Origin of the sequence: Vibrio sp. Vb339, from assembly GCF_902751245.1 — a bacterium.
GTDB classification, from domain to species: domain Bacteria; phylum Pseudomonadota; class Gammaproteobacteria; order Enterobacterales; family Vibrionaceae; genus Vibrio; species Vibrio coralliirubri.
The window spans coordinates 1,186,076-1,201,038 of record NZ_CADDIS010000001.1; the positions used below are offsets into that span (position 1 = coordinate 1,186,076).

The 14,963-nt window shown below is 43.9% G+C and carries 16 protein-coding genes; 6 read left to right on the forward strand and 10 right to left on the reverse strand.

The window, feature by feature from the left end; all coding sequences use genetic code 11:
- Nucleotides 1-20 precede the first annotated feature (20 nt).
- The gene (locus tag HRQ85_RS05235; protein WP_172378927.1) at nt 21-1,484 is read left to right on the forward strand and encodes a sensor domain-containing diguanylate cyclase; all 1,464 of its coding nucleotides are present in this window, start codon (nt 21-23) and stop codon (nt 1,482-1,484) included.
- Nucleotides 1,485-1,619: 135 nt separating this feature from the next.
- Here the strand turns inward: HRQ85_RS05235 and HRQ85_RS05240 are convergent, their stop codons facing one another.
- Nucleotides 1,620-1,874: a YgjV family protein gene (locus HRQ85_RS05240; protein ID WP_017068159.1), complete on the reverse strand. Its 255-nt coding sequence runs from the start codon at nt 1,872-1,874 to the stop codon at nt 1,620-1,622.
- A 268-nt stretch (nt 1,875-2,142) separates the two neighbouring features.
- Between HRQ85_RS05240 and HRQ85_RS05245 the strand changes: the two genes are divergently transcribed.
- The 3 genes from HRQ85_RS05245 to HRQ85_RS05255 all read left to right on the forward strand — a co-directional run bounded on the left by HRQ85_RS05245 (nt 2,143) and on the right by HRQ85_RS05255 (nt 4,562).
- Nucleotides 2,143-2,730 carry a DUF4136 domain-containing protein gene (locus HRQ85_RS05245; protein WP_050634262.1) on the forward strand — a complete coding sequence of 196 codons (588 nt, stop codon included), beginning with the start codon at nt 2,143-2,145 and terminating at the stop codon, nt 2,728-2,730.
- Nucleotides 2,731-2,908: 178 nt separating this feature from the next.
- On the forward strand, nt 2,909-4,093 hold the full coding sequence (locus HRQ85_RS05250; RefSeq protein ID WP_048606313.1) for a D-alanyl-D-alanine carboxypeptidase family protein: 1,185 nt from the start codon (nt 2,909-2,911) through the stop codon (nt 4,091-4,093).
- A 175-nt stretch (nt 4,094-4,268) separates the two neighbouring features.
- Nucleotides 4,269-4,562: a YkgJ family cysteine cluster protein gene (locus HRQ85_RS05255; protein ID WP_081090056.1), complete on the forward strand. Its 294-nt coding sequence runs from the start codon at nt 4,269-4,271 to the stop codon at nt 4,560-4,562.
- 51 nt (nt 4,563-4,613) lie between these two features.
- Here the strand turns inward: HRQ85_RS05255 and HRQ85_RS05260 are convergent, their stop codons facing one another.
- Nucleotides 4,614-5,510, reverse strand: coding sequence for a LysR family transcriptional regulator (locus HRQ85_RS05260; protein WP_172378928.1), 897 nt, complete (start codon nt 5,508-5,510; stop codon nt 4,614-4,616).
- A gap of 117 nt (nt 5,511-5,627) precedes the next feature.
- On the opposite strand from HRQ85_RS05260, the gene HRQ85_RS05265 reads away from it, so the two are divergent.
- The gene (locus HRQ85_RS05265) at nt 5,628-6,008 is read left to right on the forward strand and encodes a DoxX family protein (RefSeq protein WP_172379345.1); all 381 of its coding nucleotides are present in this window, start codon (nt 5,628-5,630) and stop codon (nt 6,006-6,008) included.
- Nucleotides 6,009-6,088: 80 nt separating this feature from the next.
- Here HRQ85_RS05265 and HRQ85_RS05270 read toward each other — a convergent pair whose 3' ends face one another.
- The 6 genes from HRQ85_RS05270 to HRQ85_RS05295 all read right to left on the reverse strand — a co-directional run bounded on the left by HRQ85_RS05270 (nt 6,089) and on the right by HRQ85_RS05295 (nt 11,686).
- Nucleotides 6,089-7,765, reverse strand: a complete 1,677-nt coding sequence (locus HRQ85_RS05270; RefSeq protein WP_172378929.1) for an RluA family pseudouridine synthase — start codon at nt 7,763-7,765, stop codon at nt 6,089-6,091.
- A 150-nt stretch (nt 7,766-7,915) separates the two neighbouring features.
- Nucleotides 7,916-8,536: a glutathione S-transferase family protein gene (locus HRQ85_RS05275; protein ID WP_172378930.1), complete on the reverse strand. Its 621-nt coding sequence runs from the start codon at nt 8,534-8,536 to the stop codon at nt 7,916-7,918.
- 35 nt (nt 8,537-8,571) lie between these two features.
- On the reverse strand, nt 8,572-9,603 hold the full coding sequence (locus HRQ85_RS05280; RefSeq protein WP_172378931.1) for an NADP-dependent oxidoreductase: 1,032 nt from the start codon (nt 9,601-9,603) through the stop codon (nt 8,572-8,574).
- Nucleotides 9,604-9,746: 143 nt separating this feature from the next.
- Nucleotides 9,747-10,337 carry a TetR/AcrR family transcriptional regulator gene (locus tag HRQ85_RS05285; RefSeq protein WP_050646195.1) on the reverse strand — a complete coding sequence of 197 codons (591 nt, stop codon included), beginning with the start codon at nt 10,335-10,337 and terminating at the stop codon, nt 9,747-9,749.
- Between the two features lie 172 nt (nt 10,338-10,509).
- Nucleotides 10,510-10,983, reverse strand: a complete 474-nt coding sequence (locus HRQ85_RS05290) for an FKBP-type peptidyl-prolyl cis-trans isomerase (protein ID WP_017062642.1) — start codon at nt 10,981-10,983, stop codon at nt 10,510-10,512.
- A 76-nt stretch (nt 10,984-11,059) separates the two neighbouring features.
- Nucleotides 11,060-11,686 (reverse strand): thioredoxin domain-containing protein, encoded by a 627-nt coding sequence (locus HRQ85_RS05295; protein WP_019821972.1) that lies wholly within the window; start codon nt 11,684-11,686, stop codon nt 11,060-11,062.
- A gap of 269 nt (nt 11,687-11,955) precedes the next feature.
- Between HRQ85_RS05295 and HRQ85_RS05300 the strand changes: the two genes are divergently transcribed.
- Nucleotides 11,956-12,591: an OmpA family protein gene (locus HRQ85_RS05300; protein WP_017631828.1), complete on the forward strand. Its 636-nt coding sequence runs from the start codon at nt 11,956-11,958 to the stop codon at nt 12,589-12,591.
- Nucleotides 12,592-12,700: 109 nt separating this feature from the next.
- Here HRQ85_RS05300 and HRQ85_RS05305 read toward each other — a convergent pair whose 3' ends face one another.
- Entirely contained in the window at nt 12,701-13,060 is a 360-nt protein-coding gene (locus HRQ85_RS05305) for a glutaredoxin family protein (protein ID WP_017062638.1), read from the reverse strand.
- Between the two features lie 89 nt (nt 13,061-13,149).
- Nucleotides 13,150-14,742: a nitric oxide reductase transcriptional regulator NorR gene (gene norR / locus HRQ85_RS05310; protein WP_017072223.1), complete on the reverse strand. Its 1,593-nt coding sequence runs from the start codon at nt 14,740-14,742 to the stop codon at nt 13,150-13,152.
- Between the last annotated feature and the right edge of the window lie 221 nt (nt 14,743-14,963).

The window sequence follows — 14,963 nt, forward strand, 5'->3', positions numbered from 1 at the left end:
TATAAATCTACGGGGTAATCTTGAAAGTCAGACGTAAATACATTCTTAATTTTTCAATTGCGCTCGCCGTCGTGTCGATGATTCTTTCTGCCTTTCAATTTAATCGAACTGAAAGGTCATTGTTGGAATCTAACCAACTGTTTTTTCGTACGATTGTGAACGCGAGTTACGATATTGTCGACACCACAGTTAATGAGGCGATAAAGACATATCTTAAAGGAATTACGGATACCGTTGCGTCTCATGTATGGCATACCACGCCAGAACAAGAAGTTGAACAGGTAAGCCAAATTGCCCGTGAATTGCACATTGGACAATCGGGTTATATCTATTTGATGTCACCACAAGGCGTCCACCTTTATCATCCATTCTTGCAAGGTAAGAAGCGCGGACATCTTACTCATATCCAAAAACAGCTCACTATTGACTCTGGCATGATCGAGTACTTTCACGCTAATCCTCATGAAATAAGCCGTAGAGCCAAAGTCGCCTATTCGATGAGGCTCCCGAGTGGCAACACTTTGGTTGCGACGACCTATAAAGAAGAACTGATGTATTTGGTCGATCTTGAAGGTTTAAAAGACAAACTTAGAAAGTACGCGTTTGGTGATAGCGGATATGTGTACATTGTCGATCTGCAAGGTAACTTAGTGCTTCATCCGGATTATGAACATAAGTCATTGAAATCCTTAATAGGTTACTCGTCTGAACTGCTTATTGATCGCATTGCAACCAAACCAGAAGGTCACTTCAGTTACTCGATTTCCAGTGATAGTGGCACGACCAACAAAAACATCTTCTATAAGTTTTACCCTTATCTTAATTGGGTCATTTCTGCAGGTATCTTAGAGCAAGAGCTTAATCGGAATCATAGCCTGTTGTTTATTAGTTTGATGGCTTTGGTTGTAAGTTTGTTGAGCATTATTGTCGTGTTGGTGCTTTACCTGCGGCATCGTCATCTTAAAATCTTGGATGTGGCAAGCCTAGATTACCTTACTGGGCTTCCCAGCCGACGGAGTTTTATCGAGCAGCTAAAACTGAAAATTACTCAGAATTCACCTTATCCAATAACGAATGTCGGCGTTATCTTGCTTGATATTGACCATTTCAAACGGGTCAACGATCAATATGGTCACGCTCAAGGCGATCGAGTTATCTGTGCGGTCGCAAAGTCACTTAAGAGATTTGTTAACCGTCGTCGTTTGATTGCACGCTATGGCGGTGAAGAGTTTATTTTGGTGACGTTTGATTGTGATGAACATGAGTTATTCGAGTTATCAGAGGCGTTACGGTTATGTGTTGAGCAACTTCAAGGCTTGGTGTCGCCAGTAACAATCAGCGCTGGTTGTTGCCATACTCAAGCACTGACTGATATTGAAACCGCTATCGATAAAGCCGACAAAGCGCTTTATCAAGCAAAAGAGAGCGGGCGCAACAACACTCAAGCGTATCGAGAGAACGAATATCACGTTGCTTACATGTGATCGGTTGAAAGTCTCATTGAATTGAAAAGTGTTGTGCACACAAATCGAGCTCTTGAGAACGACAAACACAAAAAAGCCCAAATAGATCGCTCTATTTGGGCTTTTTCAGAATTATTTGAAAGGCTAATCGCTAATTTAAGCTTTCGCTGCTTTCATCGCTTCCGTTTTTTTTTCCTTTTGCATTTTTGCAAGGAAGTAGATGTTTACACAAGCGATAAAGCCGTTGGTGGCTGCAACTGGCCATGCGTCAATCATGATGCCGTATGCTGTGAAGAGTGCACAGCCAATAAAGTTAAGGACACGCAGACGAACGATATCTTTCATTGTTAATGAAATTGCGACCATAATAGACGCAGCGTAACCTAAAATTTCAACCATATTGAATTCCATTGTTTGACCCTCTTAAATTTGCCGATACTTTGTCGGTACCAATTCTTCTCTTCATGAGATGATTGAGGAAGCTCCGTGCCTCGAATGGTCTGGTTTTGTTTAACGGGATGAACTATACCAACTCTGTTTTTGTGATTAAACCCCCAAAACGGACAGAAGTGAAGGTTAGCGATTACGCAAACGTTTAATGACCTTTCTATTAACATAATTACTATTTATGTTGGAGGTTAAATTGATAGTTATTCTTATATAGGTAAGGAAGCCTCGAATGATAAAGCGATCCATTTGTGCAACAAAAAGCATAACAAAAGCAGCACTATTGGCTTTGATGGCTATTGGGCTGACCGCATGCACCACGCAAGAAATACCACCCTCGCACAATTATGGTGTGGTCACTAGCGGTGACTTTGATTTTATGAAACACGGCGTGATGACGTACTCTTGGCACCCTGAATCAGAAAAGGTTTACCTTTCTCAAAAATACGATGAAACCGTGGTGACCGATTTGGTGCGTGATTCGATTCAAGAACAGCTCTCAAGTAAAGGTTACCAGTTAAAACAGGATGGTGTCGGCGATGTTGTTGTAGGCTTTGGATTAGCGGAAGAATCGGAACTGAACGATGAATCAATCTTCGATGCGATTAAGCTATCTACTGGTGTGCCATTTTACGATGGTGAAGGTAAAGTTGCGGAGAAAGGATCGTTGTACATTGCGTTTTTCGTACCTAACTCTGAGGTCGTACAATGGCAAGCATTAGCACAATCAGGCATCCAACCTGATTTAGAGCCAAGCGAGAGCAAACAGCGTATTACTGGCTTTGTTGAAATGTTATTTAGACGTATGCCTGAGCGATAGAATTAGGCGTTAGATGTATTTGTTGAGTCAATATTAGTTGTTGAAAATATGGTCAGATCGCAGATTATACTTTTTTATTTGTAACGAATGGTACAAATACGTAAAGCAACGTAAAGTTCGCGCTTCTTTTGCTAGCATTTGTCTATACTGCTCAAAACGTTAACTTAGGTTTGATTCAATGAAACTGTTTTCCAAATACTCTCTCCCTCTATTAAGTATATTCATTGTAAGTAACGCAGCGATGGTAAGTAATGCAGCTATCGCAGCACCTTCTATAGTACCGAGCCCACCTAGCCTAGGCGCAAAAGGGTATGTGTTAATTGATTTTAATTCTGGTGATGTGCTGGTAGAAAAAAACGCACACACTAAGTTAAACCCAGCGAGCTTGACCAAACTGATGACCAGCTATGTGGCAGGTCAAGAGATGAAGCGAGGCAACATTTCTGCTGATGATCAGGTACGAATCAGTGAAAATGCGTGGGCGAAGAACTTCCCAGACTCCTCAAAAATGTTCATCGAAGTAAACACTGATGTAGCAATGATGGACCTTTATCGTGGTTTGATTATTCAATCCGGTAACGATGCGAGTGTTGCGATTGCGGAACACGTTGCGGGCTCGCAAGATGCATTCGTCGACCTGATGAACTCTTGGGCGACCTCTCTGAAGCTAGAAAACACCCATTTTGCCAATGCACATGGTTTAGACGCTGACGATCTCTATTCGACTCCTTATGATATCGCGCTACTCGGTCGTGCCATTATTCGTGATTTACCGGATGTGTATGGCTTATACAGCGAACGCTCTTTCAGTTACAACGGCATCACACAGCACAACCGTAATGGCTTGTTGCGTGATAGAAGCTTAACCGTTGATGGCATGAAAACGGGCTACACCTCTGGTGCTGGCTACAGTTTGGCGAGTTCAGCGACACAAGGTGAGATGAGACTTATCGCGGTTGTGATGGGCGCATCAAGCGTTAAGAGCCGTGAATCAGACAGCAAACAGCTGTTGAGCTATGGTTTCCGTTTCTTCGATACACTAAACCCGCACAAAGGCGGCGATCAAGTGGCTGAAGAGAAGGTATGGTTTGGTGAGCAAGACACATTGAAACTAGGTGTGGCAGAAGACACATTCATTACGCTGCCTAAGTCGGACAGTAAAAAGCTGACTGCATCTATCGAGCTTAACTCTGAACTGAAAGCGCCAATTGCAGAAGGTCAAACTCTAGGTGTGGTTCATTACACCGTTGATGGTGAAGATGTTCAAACTCAGCCTTTGATCGCTCTGGAAGCGGTTGAGCAGGGCGGTTTGTTCAAACGTTTAATGGACTACGTTAAGCTGTTCTTCGCAAGCCTATTCTAAATAGAGCTTGTGGCGATAAGCCGCGCTGAAAAGTCGAAATATTATGGGTGTTGTGAGTGAATCACAGCGCCCTTTGTTATTTCTACATCAATGAAAACACCGCGCCGCACTATCTTTATTAGCCGTAGCGGGCGGTTTCGATTACTATACGCAAAATTTAGCAGTGTAGTCACTTATGACGATAGAGATAAAGAACGTAACTGAGCCCGAAGTAACCTGTGCCAATTGTCAGGCATGCTGTTGTCGCTTAGAGGTTATGATCATCACAGATACGGGCGTACCTGAAGAGCACATCGCTTACGATGAATGGGGCGGTGAAACCATGAAGCGCTTAGATGACGGCTGGTGTTCTGCGGTGGATAGAGAAACACTGATGTGTACTATCTACGAAAACCGACCATGGATCTGTCGTGAGTTCGAAATGGGCTCTTATGAATGCGTTGATCAGCGCAAGGATGTAATGGGCTAGGACTTTATCTTAGCTATCGATCTCAGTTGAGCTCTAGCTGTTCTTAGAGCTTTAACTATTTCTTGAACTCAAATACTCCGCAAGAAAATCGATAAACACTCGGATTCTTTGGGGCAAATAGTCGCTCGCATGATACACCGCGTACATTGGTAGCTGGTCATTACTCCAATCTGCCAACAACCGTATTAATTCCCCTTTCTCTACAAACTCTTTACCCATCCAATTCGGCAAAGCGACAATACCTAAACCTTGACGGGACATCTTAAGCAGCATTTCTGGGCTGTCTGAAGTGAATATTTGATTTACTTTAATACTGATGGCTTTGTGGCTCTTGTCGGTAAAACGCCACTCATTCGCAGGCGTCATCAGTGAATAGGTCAAGCACTGGTGTTTGAGTAATTCTTGAGGCTGTTGCGGTGCTCCGTGTTTCTCTAGGTATGCGGGTGATGCGAAGTAGTGAACTTTGTTATTAAACAGCAAGCGTGCTTTTAGCCCTGAGTCTTTCAGCTGTGATGCGCGGATGGCGACATCAATATTGTGTTCATTGAGATTAACGATACGGTCGTCAACACTGAGATTAATCCGTATCCCCGGGTGTTGTTCAATGAATGCTTGAAGCGGTTCACTGAGTAATATGGTTGAAAAGGCACTTGGAGCGGATATTTTTAATTCACCTTCTACGGACTCAGTTTCTCGCTTGAGCTGACTTTCTATTGCGGACATTTCTTCTAGGAAGCGGACACAATAAGTGAGGTAGTCTTTACCTGCATGGGTTAGGGATACTTTGCGACTGTTTCGCTGAAACAACGTCATTCCTAAATCACTTTCTAACCACGCAATCTTTTTACTGACGGCACTTTGTGTCATATCGAGCTTATTGGCAGTAGCAGTAAAACTATTTAGCTGCGCAGTTTCCACGAAGATACGAATACACTCAATTTTATCCATTCCACTTACCTTATGTCTGCTATCTAAACTCAACCATTCCAAATTGGAATCTCAACTATCATAAAATTAGCATTTATCGCTCGATTTATGAATGGTTAAATAATCCCACTGACGTTAATAACTCTTAAGAAAGGTGGCAATATGATTTCAGTGGTGAGTGTATTACTGGTGGTGTTCTTTTTATTGGCAAGCTCAATCAAGACACTTGCTTGGCAGCGTAAAGTGTTTGAAATCCAACTTGGTTTTTTTAAAAGCTATGGATTAAACCGAGTGATCATGTTTCTAGTTGGCATGGTTGAGTTTACTGGAGCTGTATTGTTGCTCAGTGCTTTGGTTGGTTTAGCACCTGAACATACGCAAATGATGGGAGGTTTGATATTAGCGAGTACTTCACTAGGGGCAATTTACTTTCATTTGAGATTCGATACGTGGAAGGATGGTATTCCCGCGATGGTGACACTGTTGGGTTCTGGCTTCTTGGTCATTGCTTCGTACTAAGTTTATTCGACATGAAGCGATAGCAATGGGGGGCAAAGGAAATAAGAGTAGGGCACGAAGCCCTACCAAATGGAAGCGGTTTAGAACTCAGAAGGCACTTCAAACTCCATCCATTCACCGGTTGTCGGGTGAATCAACTTTAGGTAGCCAGCGTGTAGGTGTAAGCGCTCGCGTTTGTATCCGTATAAGTCGTCACCACGAATAGGCACGCCAAGCCCTAATGGATGAGCACAGTGCACCCGCAGCTGGTGGGTTCGCCCTGTTTTAGGGTGCAGGTGAACCTTGGTTTTGCCATTATTAGTGCTCACCGTCTGCCAGTGGGTTTCTGCATTTCGGCCGTGTTGGTGGCAAACTAGTTGTCTTGGTCTGTCTGTGATGTCGCCGCGCAAAGGAAGGTTGATATCGCCAGATTCGCCCGTTATCTCACCATCTAACAAAGCGGTGTAGCGCTTCTGTACGGTTCTATCAATAAACTGCTTCTGAATGTGCTTGTTTGACTCTGCCGTGAGCGCCAAGATCAACAAACCTGACGTCGACATATCCAATCTATGGATAATCAAAGGACCAGTCGCATCTGGGTAACGCGCTTTTATGCGAGTATAAACAGAATCTTCAATGAACTTACCGGGAACCGACAAGAACTCTTCAGGCTTATTGACGACCACGATCTCGTCGTCTTCATAAACAATATCAAAAGACTTGCCTACAGCAGGGTTCACGATAAGTGGGTTATCTTCTAGTTCAATACAACTCAGCTGGTGGTCGAGGATCTCAAAGCTTTTACTCTGACAAACCGGGTAGAGGTTTCCGTGTTGTCGAATGATATCTGTAGGCGGTAATCCCCACCAAAATTCAGATAATGCTAACGGCTTGAATCCGTGTTCAAACGCAAAGTTAAGCAACTTAGGTAGGCAGCAGTCGCCAGAGCCTTCAAGCGCGTCTTTGCCATCAAGTAATTCGAGCAAGTTCTTAGATTGCTTGGCTTGATTGATAAAGCGATAGTGAGAGAGACGTTGAGTTTCCAACTGCTGTGAAACTGCTTGGTGATCTTGCTTACGGTTTTTCAGTTCGCTTTCAATCAAATCAACGTGTGATTGGCGCTCTGCGATCTTCTGTTTCCACTCAATACGAAGTGCTTTTAGGTCACGTTTCTCTTGGCTACTTTGATTACCTAGTTGTTTGAGCAAATTCGTCGCCGACTCTAAATTCCCTAATGCTTTTTCTTGATTAGCTTGTTCTCTGAGTTCGTTACGCTGAGCTTTGTTCGCGGCCATTGCAAACTGAAAGGCTTCGATAGCTTGTGCTGATTCGATTTTTAACCCTGCAAGCTCGGCCAATAATGCGTCTAGACTGTGCGACTGTTGCAGCTTTTCAATGTCGTCCGCGAGTTGCAATTGGTGAGCAAGGTTCGCACTGTTTTGAGATTGAAACTGTTTTGAATCGAAGGCTGGTGGAACAAAGTGAATGTTGTTTAACTGAGATACCAAAGCCGTATCTAACTGCAAGCCAGAAAACGCAGAAAGGTAGCCTAACTCTTGTGTTGTTGGATTCTGAACAAGAAGCACAGCGTAGAGATTACCTTGCGAGCTTTCATTCACACCACAGTCGATAAGCGATTGCTGAAGCTGTAGCATAGCTAATTCACACGTAGGGTGCGGCGTATAGTAATACGGAAACGTAAAGCGAGTCGGTAGCGCTAAATCGACATTCGTGTTTGCTAGGTGCAGAGGTGTGTATTGAGCGAGGTTTGCTGGCATTAAGATCAAACTCTATGGCTGTTCAGTTAGAGTTCGGTATTGTTGTCGAAATGAAGACAAATGAGAAGCCAAAGCAGAAGATAAATCGGCTTTGGCTTCATTTAGTTTCTTGGGTTTACCCTAGCAAGCACGTGTTTGAGTGAAACTCGATCAGTTCGAGTGTTCTAGCTCTACTTGCTCAGCTTTTTTGTAAGCAGGGTGGCTTGTTAAAAGTTCACCGTATTTAGCGATGTTTGGGTAGAGCGCAGTTGCACCAAAGTTACCCACGATTTCTACGATGAACGACATCATAAAATCTGCACCTGTTAGTGTGTCTGCAACCAAGTAGGTTTTACCTTCAAGTGCATTATTCACGTAAGTTAAGATCTTTTGGTTTTCATCGTCTGCATAACCGCCTAGGAAGTTAGTTTCACAGCCGTCTTTCATCACAAAGATCTTAAGCAACATTGGTAAAATACCTGAACTCTCAGCGAAGTGAAGCCATTGCGAATACTCGACGTAGTCTGCGGTGCCGCGTGTAGGTGCGAACTTACCCTGACCGTATTTGTCGATTAGGTATTCCGTGATAGCTCCAGATTCAGTGATCACGACGCCATCGTCTTCAATGACAGGAGATTTACCCAATGGGTGAATGGATTTAAGCTCTGGTGGCGCAAGAAAAGTGACACTGTCGCGTTGGTACGGTTTGATTTGGTAATCCACCCCAAGCTCTTCCAATAGCCAAATGATGCGCTTTGAGCGCGACTTATTCAGGTGATGTAAAGTAATCATGATTCTACCTAGTTAACGGGTTCAGTTTATTGAATTTATTTAGCTTCGTTCGTTTTGATAACAAGCTTACCGAAGTTCTGACCTTCCAATAGGCCCATGAATGCTTGTGGGGCATTCTCTAGACCTTCAACCAGGTGCTCACGATAGTGCATCTTGCCTTGAGATAGCCATTCTGTCATTTGAACAGCAAACTCGTTGTAACGGTGCGCGTAGTCATCAAAGATGATGAAACCTTGCATCTTAATTCGTTTAACCAGCAGCATACCCATCAGGCTAGACATACGATCTGGGCCTTCAGGCAGTGACGTCGCATTGTATTGAGAGATAAGGCCACACACAGGAATACGAGCACCTGTGTTAAGCAGAGGCATTACTGCATCGAATACTTTGCCACCAACGTTTTCAAAGTAGACGTCGATGCCGTTGTCACACGCTTTAGCCAGTTGCTCTGCGAAGTCGTCAGCTTTGTGATCGATACATTCATCAAAACCAAGAACCTCTTTCGCGTATTGGCACTTCTCTTGACCGCCTGCAACGCCGATAACACGACAGCCTTTTAGTTTGCCGATTTGTCCAACGGTTGCGCCTACAGCACCTGTTGCTGCCGCAACGACTAGCGTGTCGCCTTCTTTAGGTTGGCCGATATCAAGTAAGCCCATGTAAGCGGTAAAACCAGGCATACCCATGATGCCAAGCGCATAAGAAGGGTGCGTTGGTTCTTTGCCTAGTTTGATTAGGCCTTCACCGTTAGAAACTCCAAGATCTTGCCAACCTGTGTAAGCCAGAACCCATTCGCCAACTTCGTAATCAGCGTGGTTTGATTCTTCAACTTGACATACGGTTGCGCCAACCATCACTTCATCAATCGCAACGGGATCTGCGTAGGATTTAGCATCGCTCATACGACCGCGCATGTATGGGTCTAGAGAAAGGTAAACTGAGCGAAGTAACATCTCGCCGTCTTTGATGCTTGGTGCGGCTACTGTCTCTAAACGGAAGTTGTCTTGAGTCGGTGCGCCAACTGGGCGAGAAGCCAATACGATGCGGCGATTGTCTTGTTGAGTCATTGGATATCCTTAATTTATGTCTTATATATTTAGAATTAGACCAGTCGTCTAGTCTTGCTGTCTAAAAATCCCGCCGTCATCAAATTGATAAGAGGGCGGGTTATTTGTTTTAAGTTAAAGCCAATAAAACGCGATGCGCGTCATTAGCTTTCACCTTTTAAAATTCGTTCAGTAAGGCTCAAAGCTGACTGTAAGCTATGGGAACTTTGGCTCAGTTTGCTTAATAAGCTAGCGCCTAACCACATTGAGTATAGGTTCTGAGCGGCTTCTTGACTGTCTTCTACCTTTATGGAGCCATCTGCAATACCGCCGACAATGCACTGCTCGATGGTATTCGTCACTTTCTCTGCACCTTTTAATAGCGCTTGGCGCATAGGATCAGAAAGATCAGAAACTTCCGCGCTGAGTTTAACGACCAAGCATTTATGAGCATTACAGGTACCGTTTTCGGTCTTCGCCCATAGCGAGAAATAACTCAAGATTCGCTGATAATGATTACCTTCACCGTGTACTAAAATTGCTTCAATCTTAGTGATGTAGTTTTCAAAATAGTGTTGAATCAACGCCTCGCCAAATTGCTCTTTAGATTTAAAGTAGTGGTAAAAAGATCCTTTCGGAACGTCCGCTTCTTTAAGCAATTGCGATAGGCCAACGCCGTTAAAGCCGTTGTTTACTATTAGTTGATAGCCAACATCTAAAACATGCAGGCGTGTGTCATTCGTTTTTTCGTTCATGGGCGGTACTATAAGTTAAATTAGACCAGTCGTCTAGTGATCGATTTTCGAGGGTATATTTGGTCGTTGTTACAGTAGCTAAGTAGCCAAATAGCCAAAGTGGCTTCAAATGTTCAGATATAAAAAAGCCCCAACATAGCGCGTATGTTGGGGCTTAAATCAGTCACTTCGATTATTTGATAGAGATGAGCTCTACATCAAAAATTAGAGTCGATGATGGTGGGATAGGGCCTGAACCGCCTTTACCGTAAGCGAGAGTGCTTGGAATGAATAGACGAACTTTTTGACCTTCAACCATGTAAGTCAAACCTTCTTGCCAGCCTTTGATTACTTGCTTAAGAGCAAATGAGATTGGCTCGCCACGCTCAACAGAACTGTCGAAAACAGTGCCGTCGATCAGCGTACCGTGGTAGTGAACCGTTACTTTGCTGTTCTTAGTTGGGTGCTCTGTGCCTGTACCTTCTTCAAGAACAAGGTATTGAAGACCGCTTTCAGTCGTAATCACGCCTTCTTTAGTGCCGTTTTCAATTAGAAATTGTTGGCCTTGTTCGAAGTTTTCTCCGCCAGACTTATGATTCGTCCAAGTACGGTAAATCATGAAACCCGCCAAAAGAAAGACAATGACCGGGATGACAAATTTAGACATAGTAAAACCTATTTATATTGAGTGCTGAATTTCGTAGTTAATACAAAATGTGTTAACCAGTTGACTAAAGCCGTGATTATGGTTGAGTCAAAAGGTAGTTGATCGTTTTTGCAATGCCAGCAACGTCTTGGTGACCTGCTGTTAGTACTTGATATTTACCGTTGATGATAAAGGTTGGTACTGAGTTGATCTGACCTTTTACTGAGATCTCTTCTGCTTTTTTAACGTAGTCAAAAAGAGCGACTTGCTGTTCTTTGTTCAGTTGGTATGGGCTAACCAAACCACGAGAAGTAAACGCTGTCTCTAGTGCTTGTTGGCGCTGCTCAGGTGTTGCATCTGCACCCATTTGAACGGCACCAAATAGGTCGTCCATGAATGCGTGGTCAGGCGTCGCATCAAGCTGCATCACTGCTGTGTAGTAGATCATTGCGCTGATTTGAGCGCTTTCGTTGAACGTCACGTGCATCTTGCCAATAGTTTGGTCTGTTAGAGATTCAATCTCTGGAATGGCACTTTCCATTTGACGGCAGTGACCACAGTTAAGAGAGAAGATTTCAGTGATCGGAGACAAGTTAAATTCTGTTAGAGCAGTTGGAAGCGCTTCGTATTGAACGCCTTTTTGTGGCTCGTCTGTTTCACTACAACCCGCAATAATAAGTACGGCAGCGAGTGCTATGATGAATTTAGTAAATGGTTTAAACATAATGTTTGCTCTAGCGTTGAGAAGTCGTGAGATTCTAACTATTTAGTACGAATTGGAAAACAATTATAAGGTAAATAAATGCAAACAGTTCGAACTAGCGGCTGAAGACAGGCTAGTAGACGGTTAACTGTGATCAAAAGCACTTTTTTTGATGCAGGCTCTTTTGTCGAAAGTTTTTGTCTAAAGTTTTTTTCACGGTGCCGATATAGACATTAGTGAATGGTTTATCTGCATGAGTGGTTGGTGAAGTAATGAGATATTTAGCGATAATGTTAAGCATAGCTTTGGCGGGGTGTGAAGCCACGTCACCAACTGATTTACTTGGTGGTGACATGCTAGAGACTGCACCGCAAACCGATTACGACTTGATGCATCCTGAATGGGGTGTGGTTCAAACGACTCATGTAGCAAGCAATCGTGGGTACTCGATTCAGAGCAGCACTCATCAACAAAGAACCATCACGACCAACTACGGACGTGGCGTTTCGACTAACGATCCACTGGAAGTCTTTTTAAGACAAAACCGTATCGATTTTGAAGTGTTGCCGGGCAACCATGTGATGGTAAAGCTTGAGCAGCACGTGAACTTTAAAACAGGTTCAGCATTCCCTGAGCCTGCTTATAATCAATGGTTAGATACGCTAGGCAGCTACCTTGCTCAACGCCAAGATATTGATGTGGTGATTGAAGGGCACACCGATAATACGGGCACAGATCGAATCAATGATCCGCTTTCAGAGCAGCGAGCAAAAGAAGTGAAGGCTCGATTAGAGAGTAACTACGTATCAAGTCGCTCCATTTATACTCGTGGATTTGGCGAATACGTACCAGCTTGCACCAACGCTTCTGCGCAAGGCAAGGCGTGTAACCGCCGTGTGGAATTGATGCTGATTGTAGCGAAGTAGTGGTTTGAACTTTTGTTCCTAATTTGAAACGACTTGTGCCAAATAACAGACATAAAAAATCCCTCACATTCGAGGGATTTTTTGTATCTGGCACTTTTAGCTTTTTTGCTTATGCAAACTGTTTTTCTAAGTAAGTTACGATATCTGAAGATTCGTACATCCACTCAGTTTTGCCGTCTTTTTCGATACGTAGACAAGGCACTTTCACACGACCGCCGCCAGCTTCAAGCTCAGCACGGTGTTGCTCGTTGTTTTTTGCATCACGAAGTTCAAATTGAACCGACTGACGTTTCATCGCGCGGCGCACTTTCACACAAAATGGGCACGCTTCGAATTGGTATAACGTGTGCGTTTTTGCTTGCTCATTCACTTTGCTTTGTTCTTCTTGAGAACGCTTCACACCACGTGGGCTGAAAACAAAATTCAATAACAAGATGACACGACCTAAGAACCAACGGATAAACTTCATAACTCTCTCTACATATTTAAAATTAGCGTTACAATTTGCAGCATTATATACACAAGTTTTGTCAGATGCTCGCAACAAACCGCTAATATCTATTTTGTCCGTTCGATCGTGTGAGACTTAGCCACATTTAGCCCTAAACGCTTCGACAGTCGAGTTAGGTTTGCTCGGTCTGTTTTCAGAACTCGTCCTGCTTGTGCCCAGTTAAAGTTGGCATCTTCCAACACCTCAGTAATGATACTGCGTTGAAAATCGTCCGTTGCACCACGTAGCCCTGCAGAAAGGTCGATCGTTGGTGTCGATAATGGTGTGTTTTTCACCTGTGTCGTCGCAATAGGCTGGTCTTGGTCGAGTGGACCACAATCTTCCTTGGTGATTGTCACCAAGTTTTTATTGGTGCTGCGCGCTAACGCTTTCAATGCTGAACGACTGATCACGTGCTCAAGTTCACGCACGTTACCCGGCCAACCATAACGGTTTAGGAACGAAAGAACGTCGGAGCGGAACTTAACTTGGTTGATACCAAGCTTACGACGCGCTTGTTCTAAGAAGAAACCCGCTAATAGGCTGATGTCGTCACCACGATCTTTAAGTGCTGGCACCGCGATAGGGTACACACTCAATCGGTGGTACAAATCGGCTCTGAATCGACCGTCTTCAACTTCTTGTTTTAGATCTCGGTTTGTCGCTGCCAATACTCGAACGTCAATGGTTTGAATGTTGTCTTGGCCAACAGGTTGGATTTCGTTGTTTTGTAGCGCACGTAGAAGTTTACTTTGCGCAGCTAAAGGCAATTCACCAATCTCATCAAGGAACAGTGTGCCACCATCGGCTAAAGCAAACTTACCTAAGCGGTTTTTGTCTGCGCCCGTGAACGCGCCACGAACGTGACCAAACAGTTCACTCTCTACTAAGTTTTCAGGAATTGCAGCACAGTTTACGTAGACGAGTGGGTTACGTTTACGCTGAGATTGGTGGTGCAGGGTACGAGCCACTAGCTCTTTACCAACCCCGGTGTCACCATGAATCAAGATATTAAACTCAGATGGAGCTACAACAGCGATGTCGTTCTTAAGCGCGACCATGGTGTCACTGTTACCAATCAACTCACCGCCGTCACGTTCCCACGCTTCTACGTTCAACTCTTCGAGTAATTGCTTTGACTGTTTTGCTTGATGTTCAAGTTGCGAGAAGGTCAGTGCCATCTGCATCGTTGAGGCTGCAATCGCTGCCAGCACTTCAAGGTTACGCGCCGGAATATTCGCGAAGACATCAGGTTTCAAGCTGTCTAGAGTCAGAATGCCTAAGAGCTTATCGCCAAATAGCAAAGGCAAGCCCATACAAGCATGCATTGGTAAATCGCCATCATGGTCAATAAGCAAACCATCGAAAGGATCGGGTAAGGAGCTGTCAGCATCGAAACGAACAGGAGAGCGAGACGCGCAGATCTCTTCAAACCGTGGGTGTTCTGAAATGATAAAGCGACGACCGAATGTATCTCGGCTGAGCCCTTGCATTGCGATAGGTACTAGCGTGTCGCCTTGAAGACTTAAAAGCGCGACACAATCACACGTTATGGTTTTGCGAATGGCATCGATCAGGCGATTGAAACGATCTTGATCGTTGACACCACTTGCGAGGCCAATGGTCATTTCCATGAGGGTAGATGCGGAGATATCTTGCATAAAAAACTCTAACTGTGTGTGTTTATCTACATAATAGAGTCTTATTGACTTAAAAAAAAGGTCTTTTTGACATTTTTATAAGATGAGTTTTGAGAAGAAAACCAGTAATGACGGGGATTGATAGAGTTGGCACTGATTGTGCAAAAGATACAGCGAAGCCCAATTATAGCGCTGATTAAACGGACTATTCTTGATCTCAATCAATCAGGTGGCATTAATCA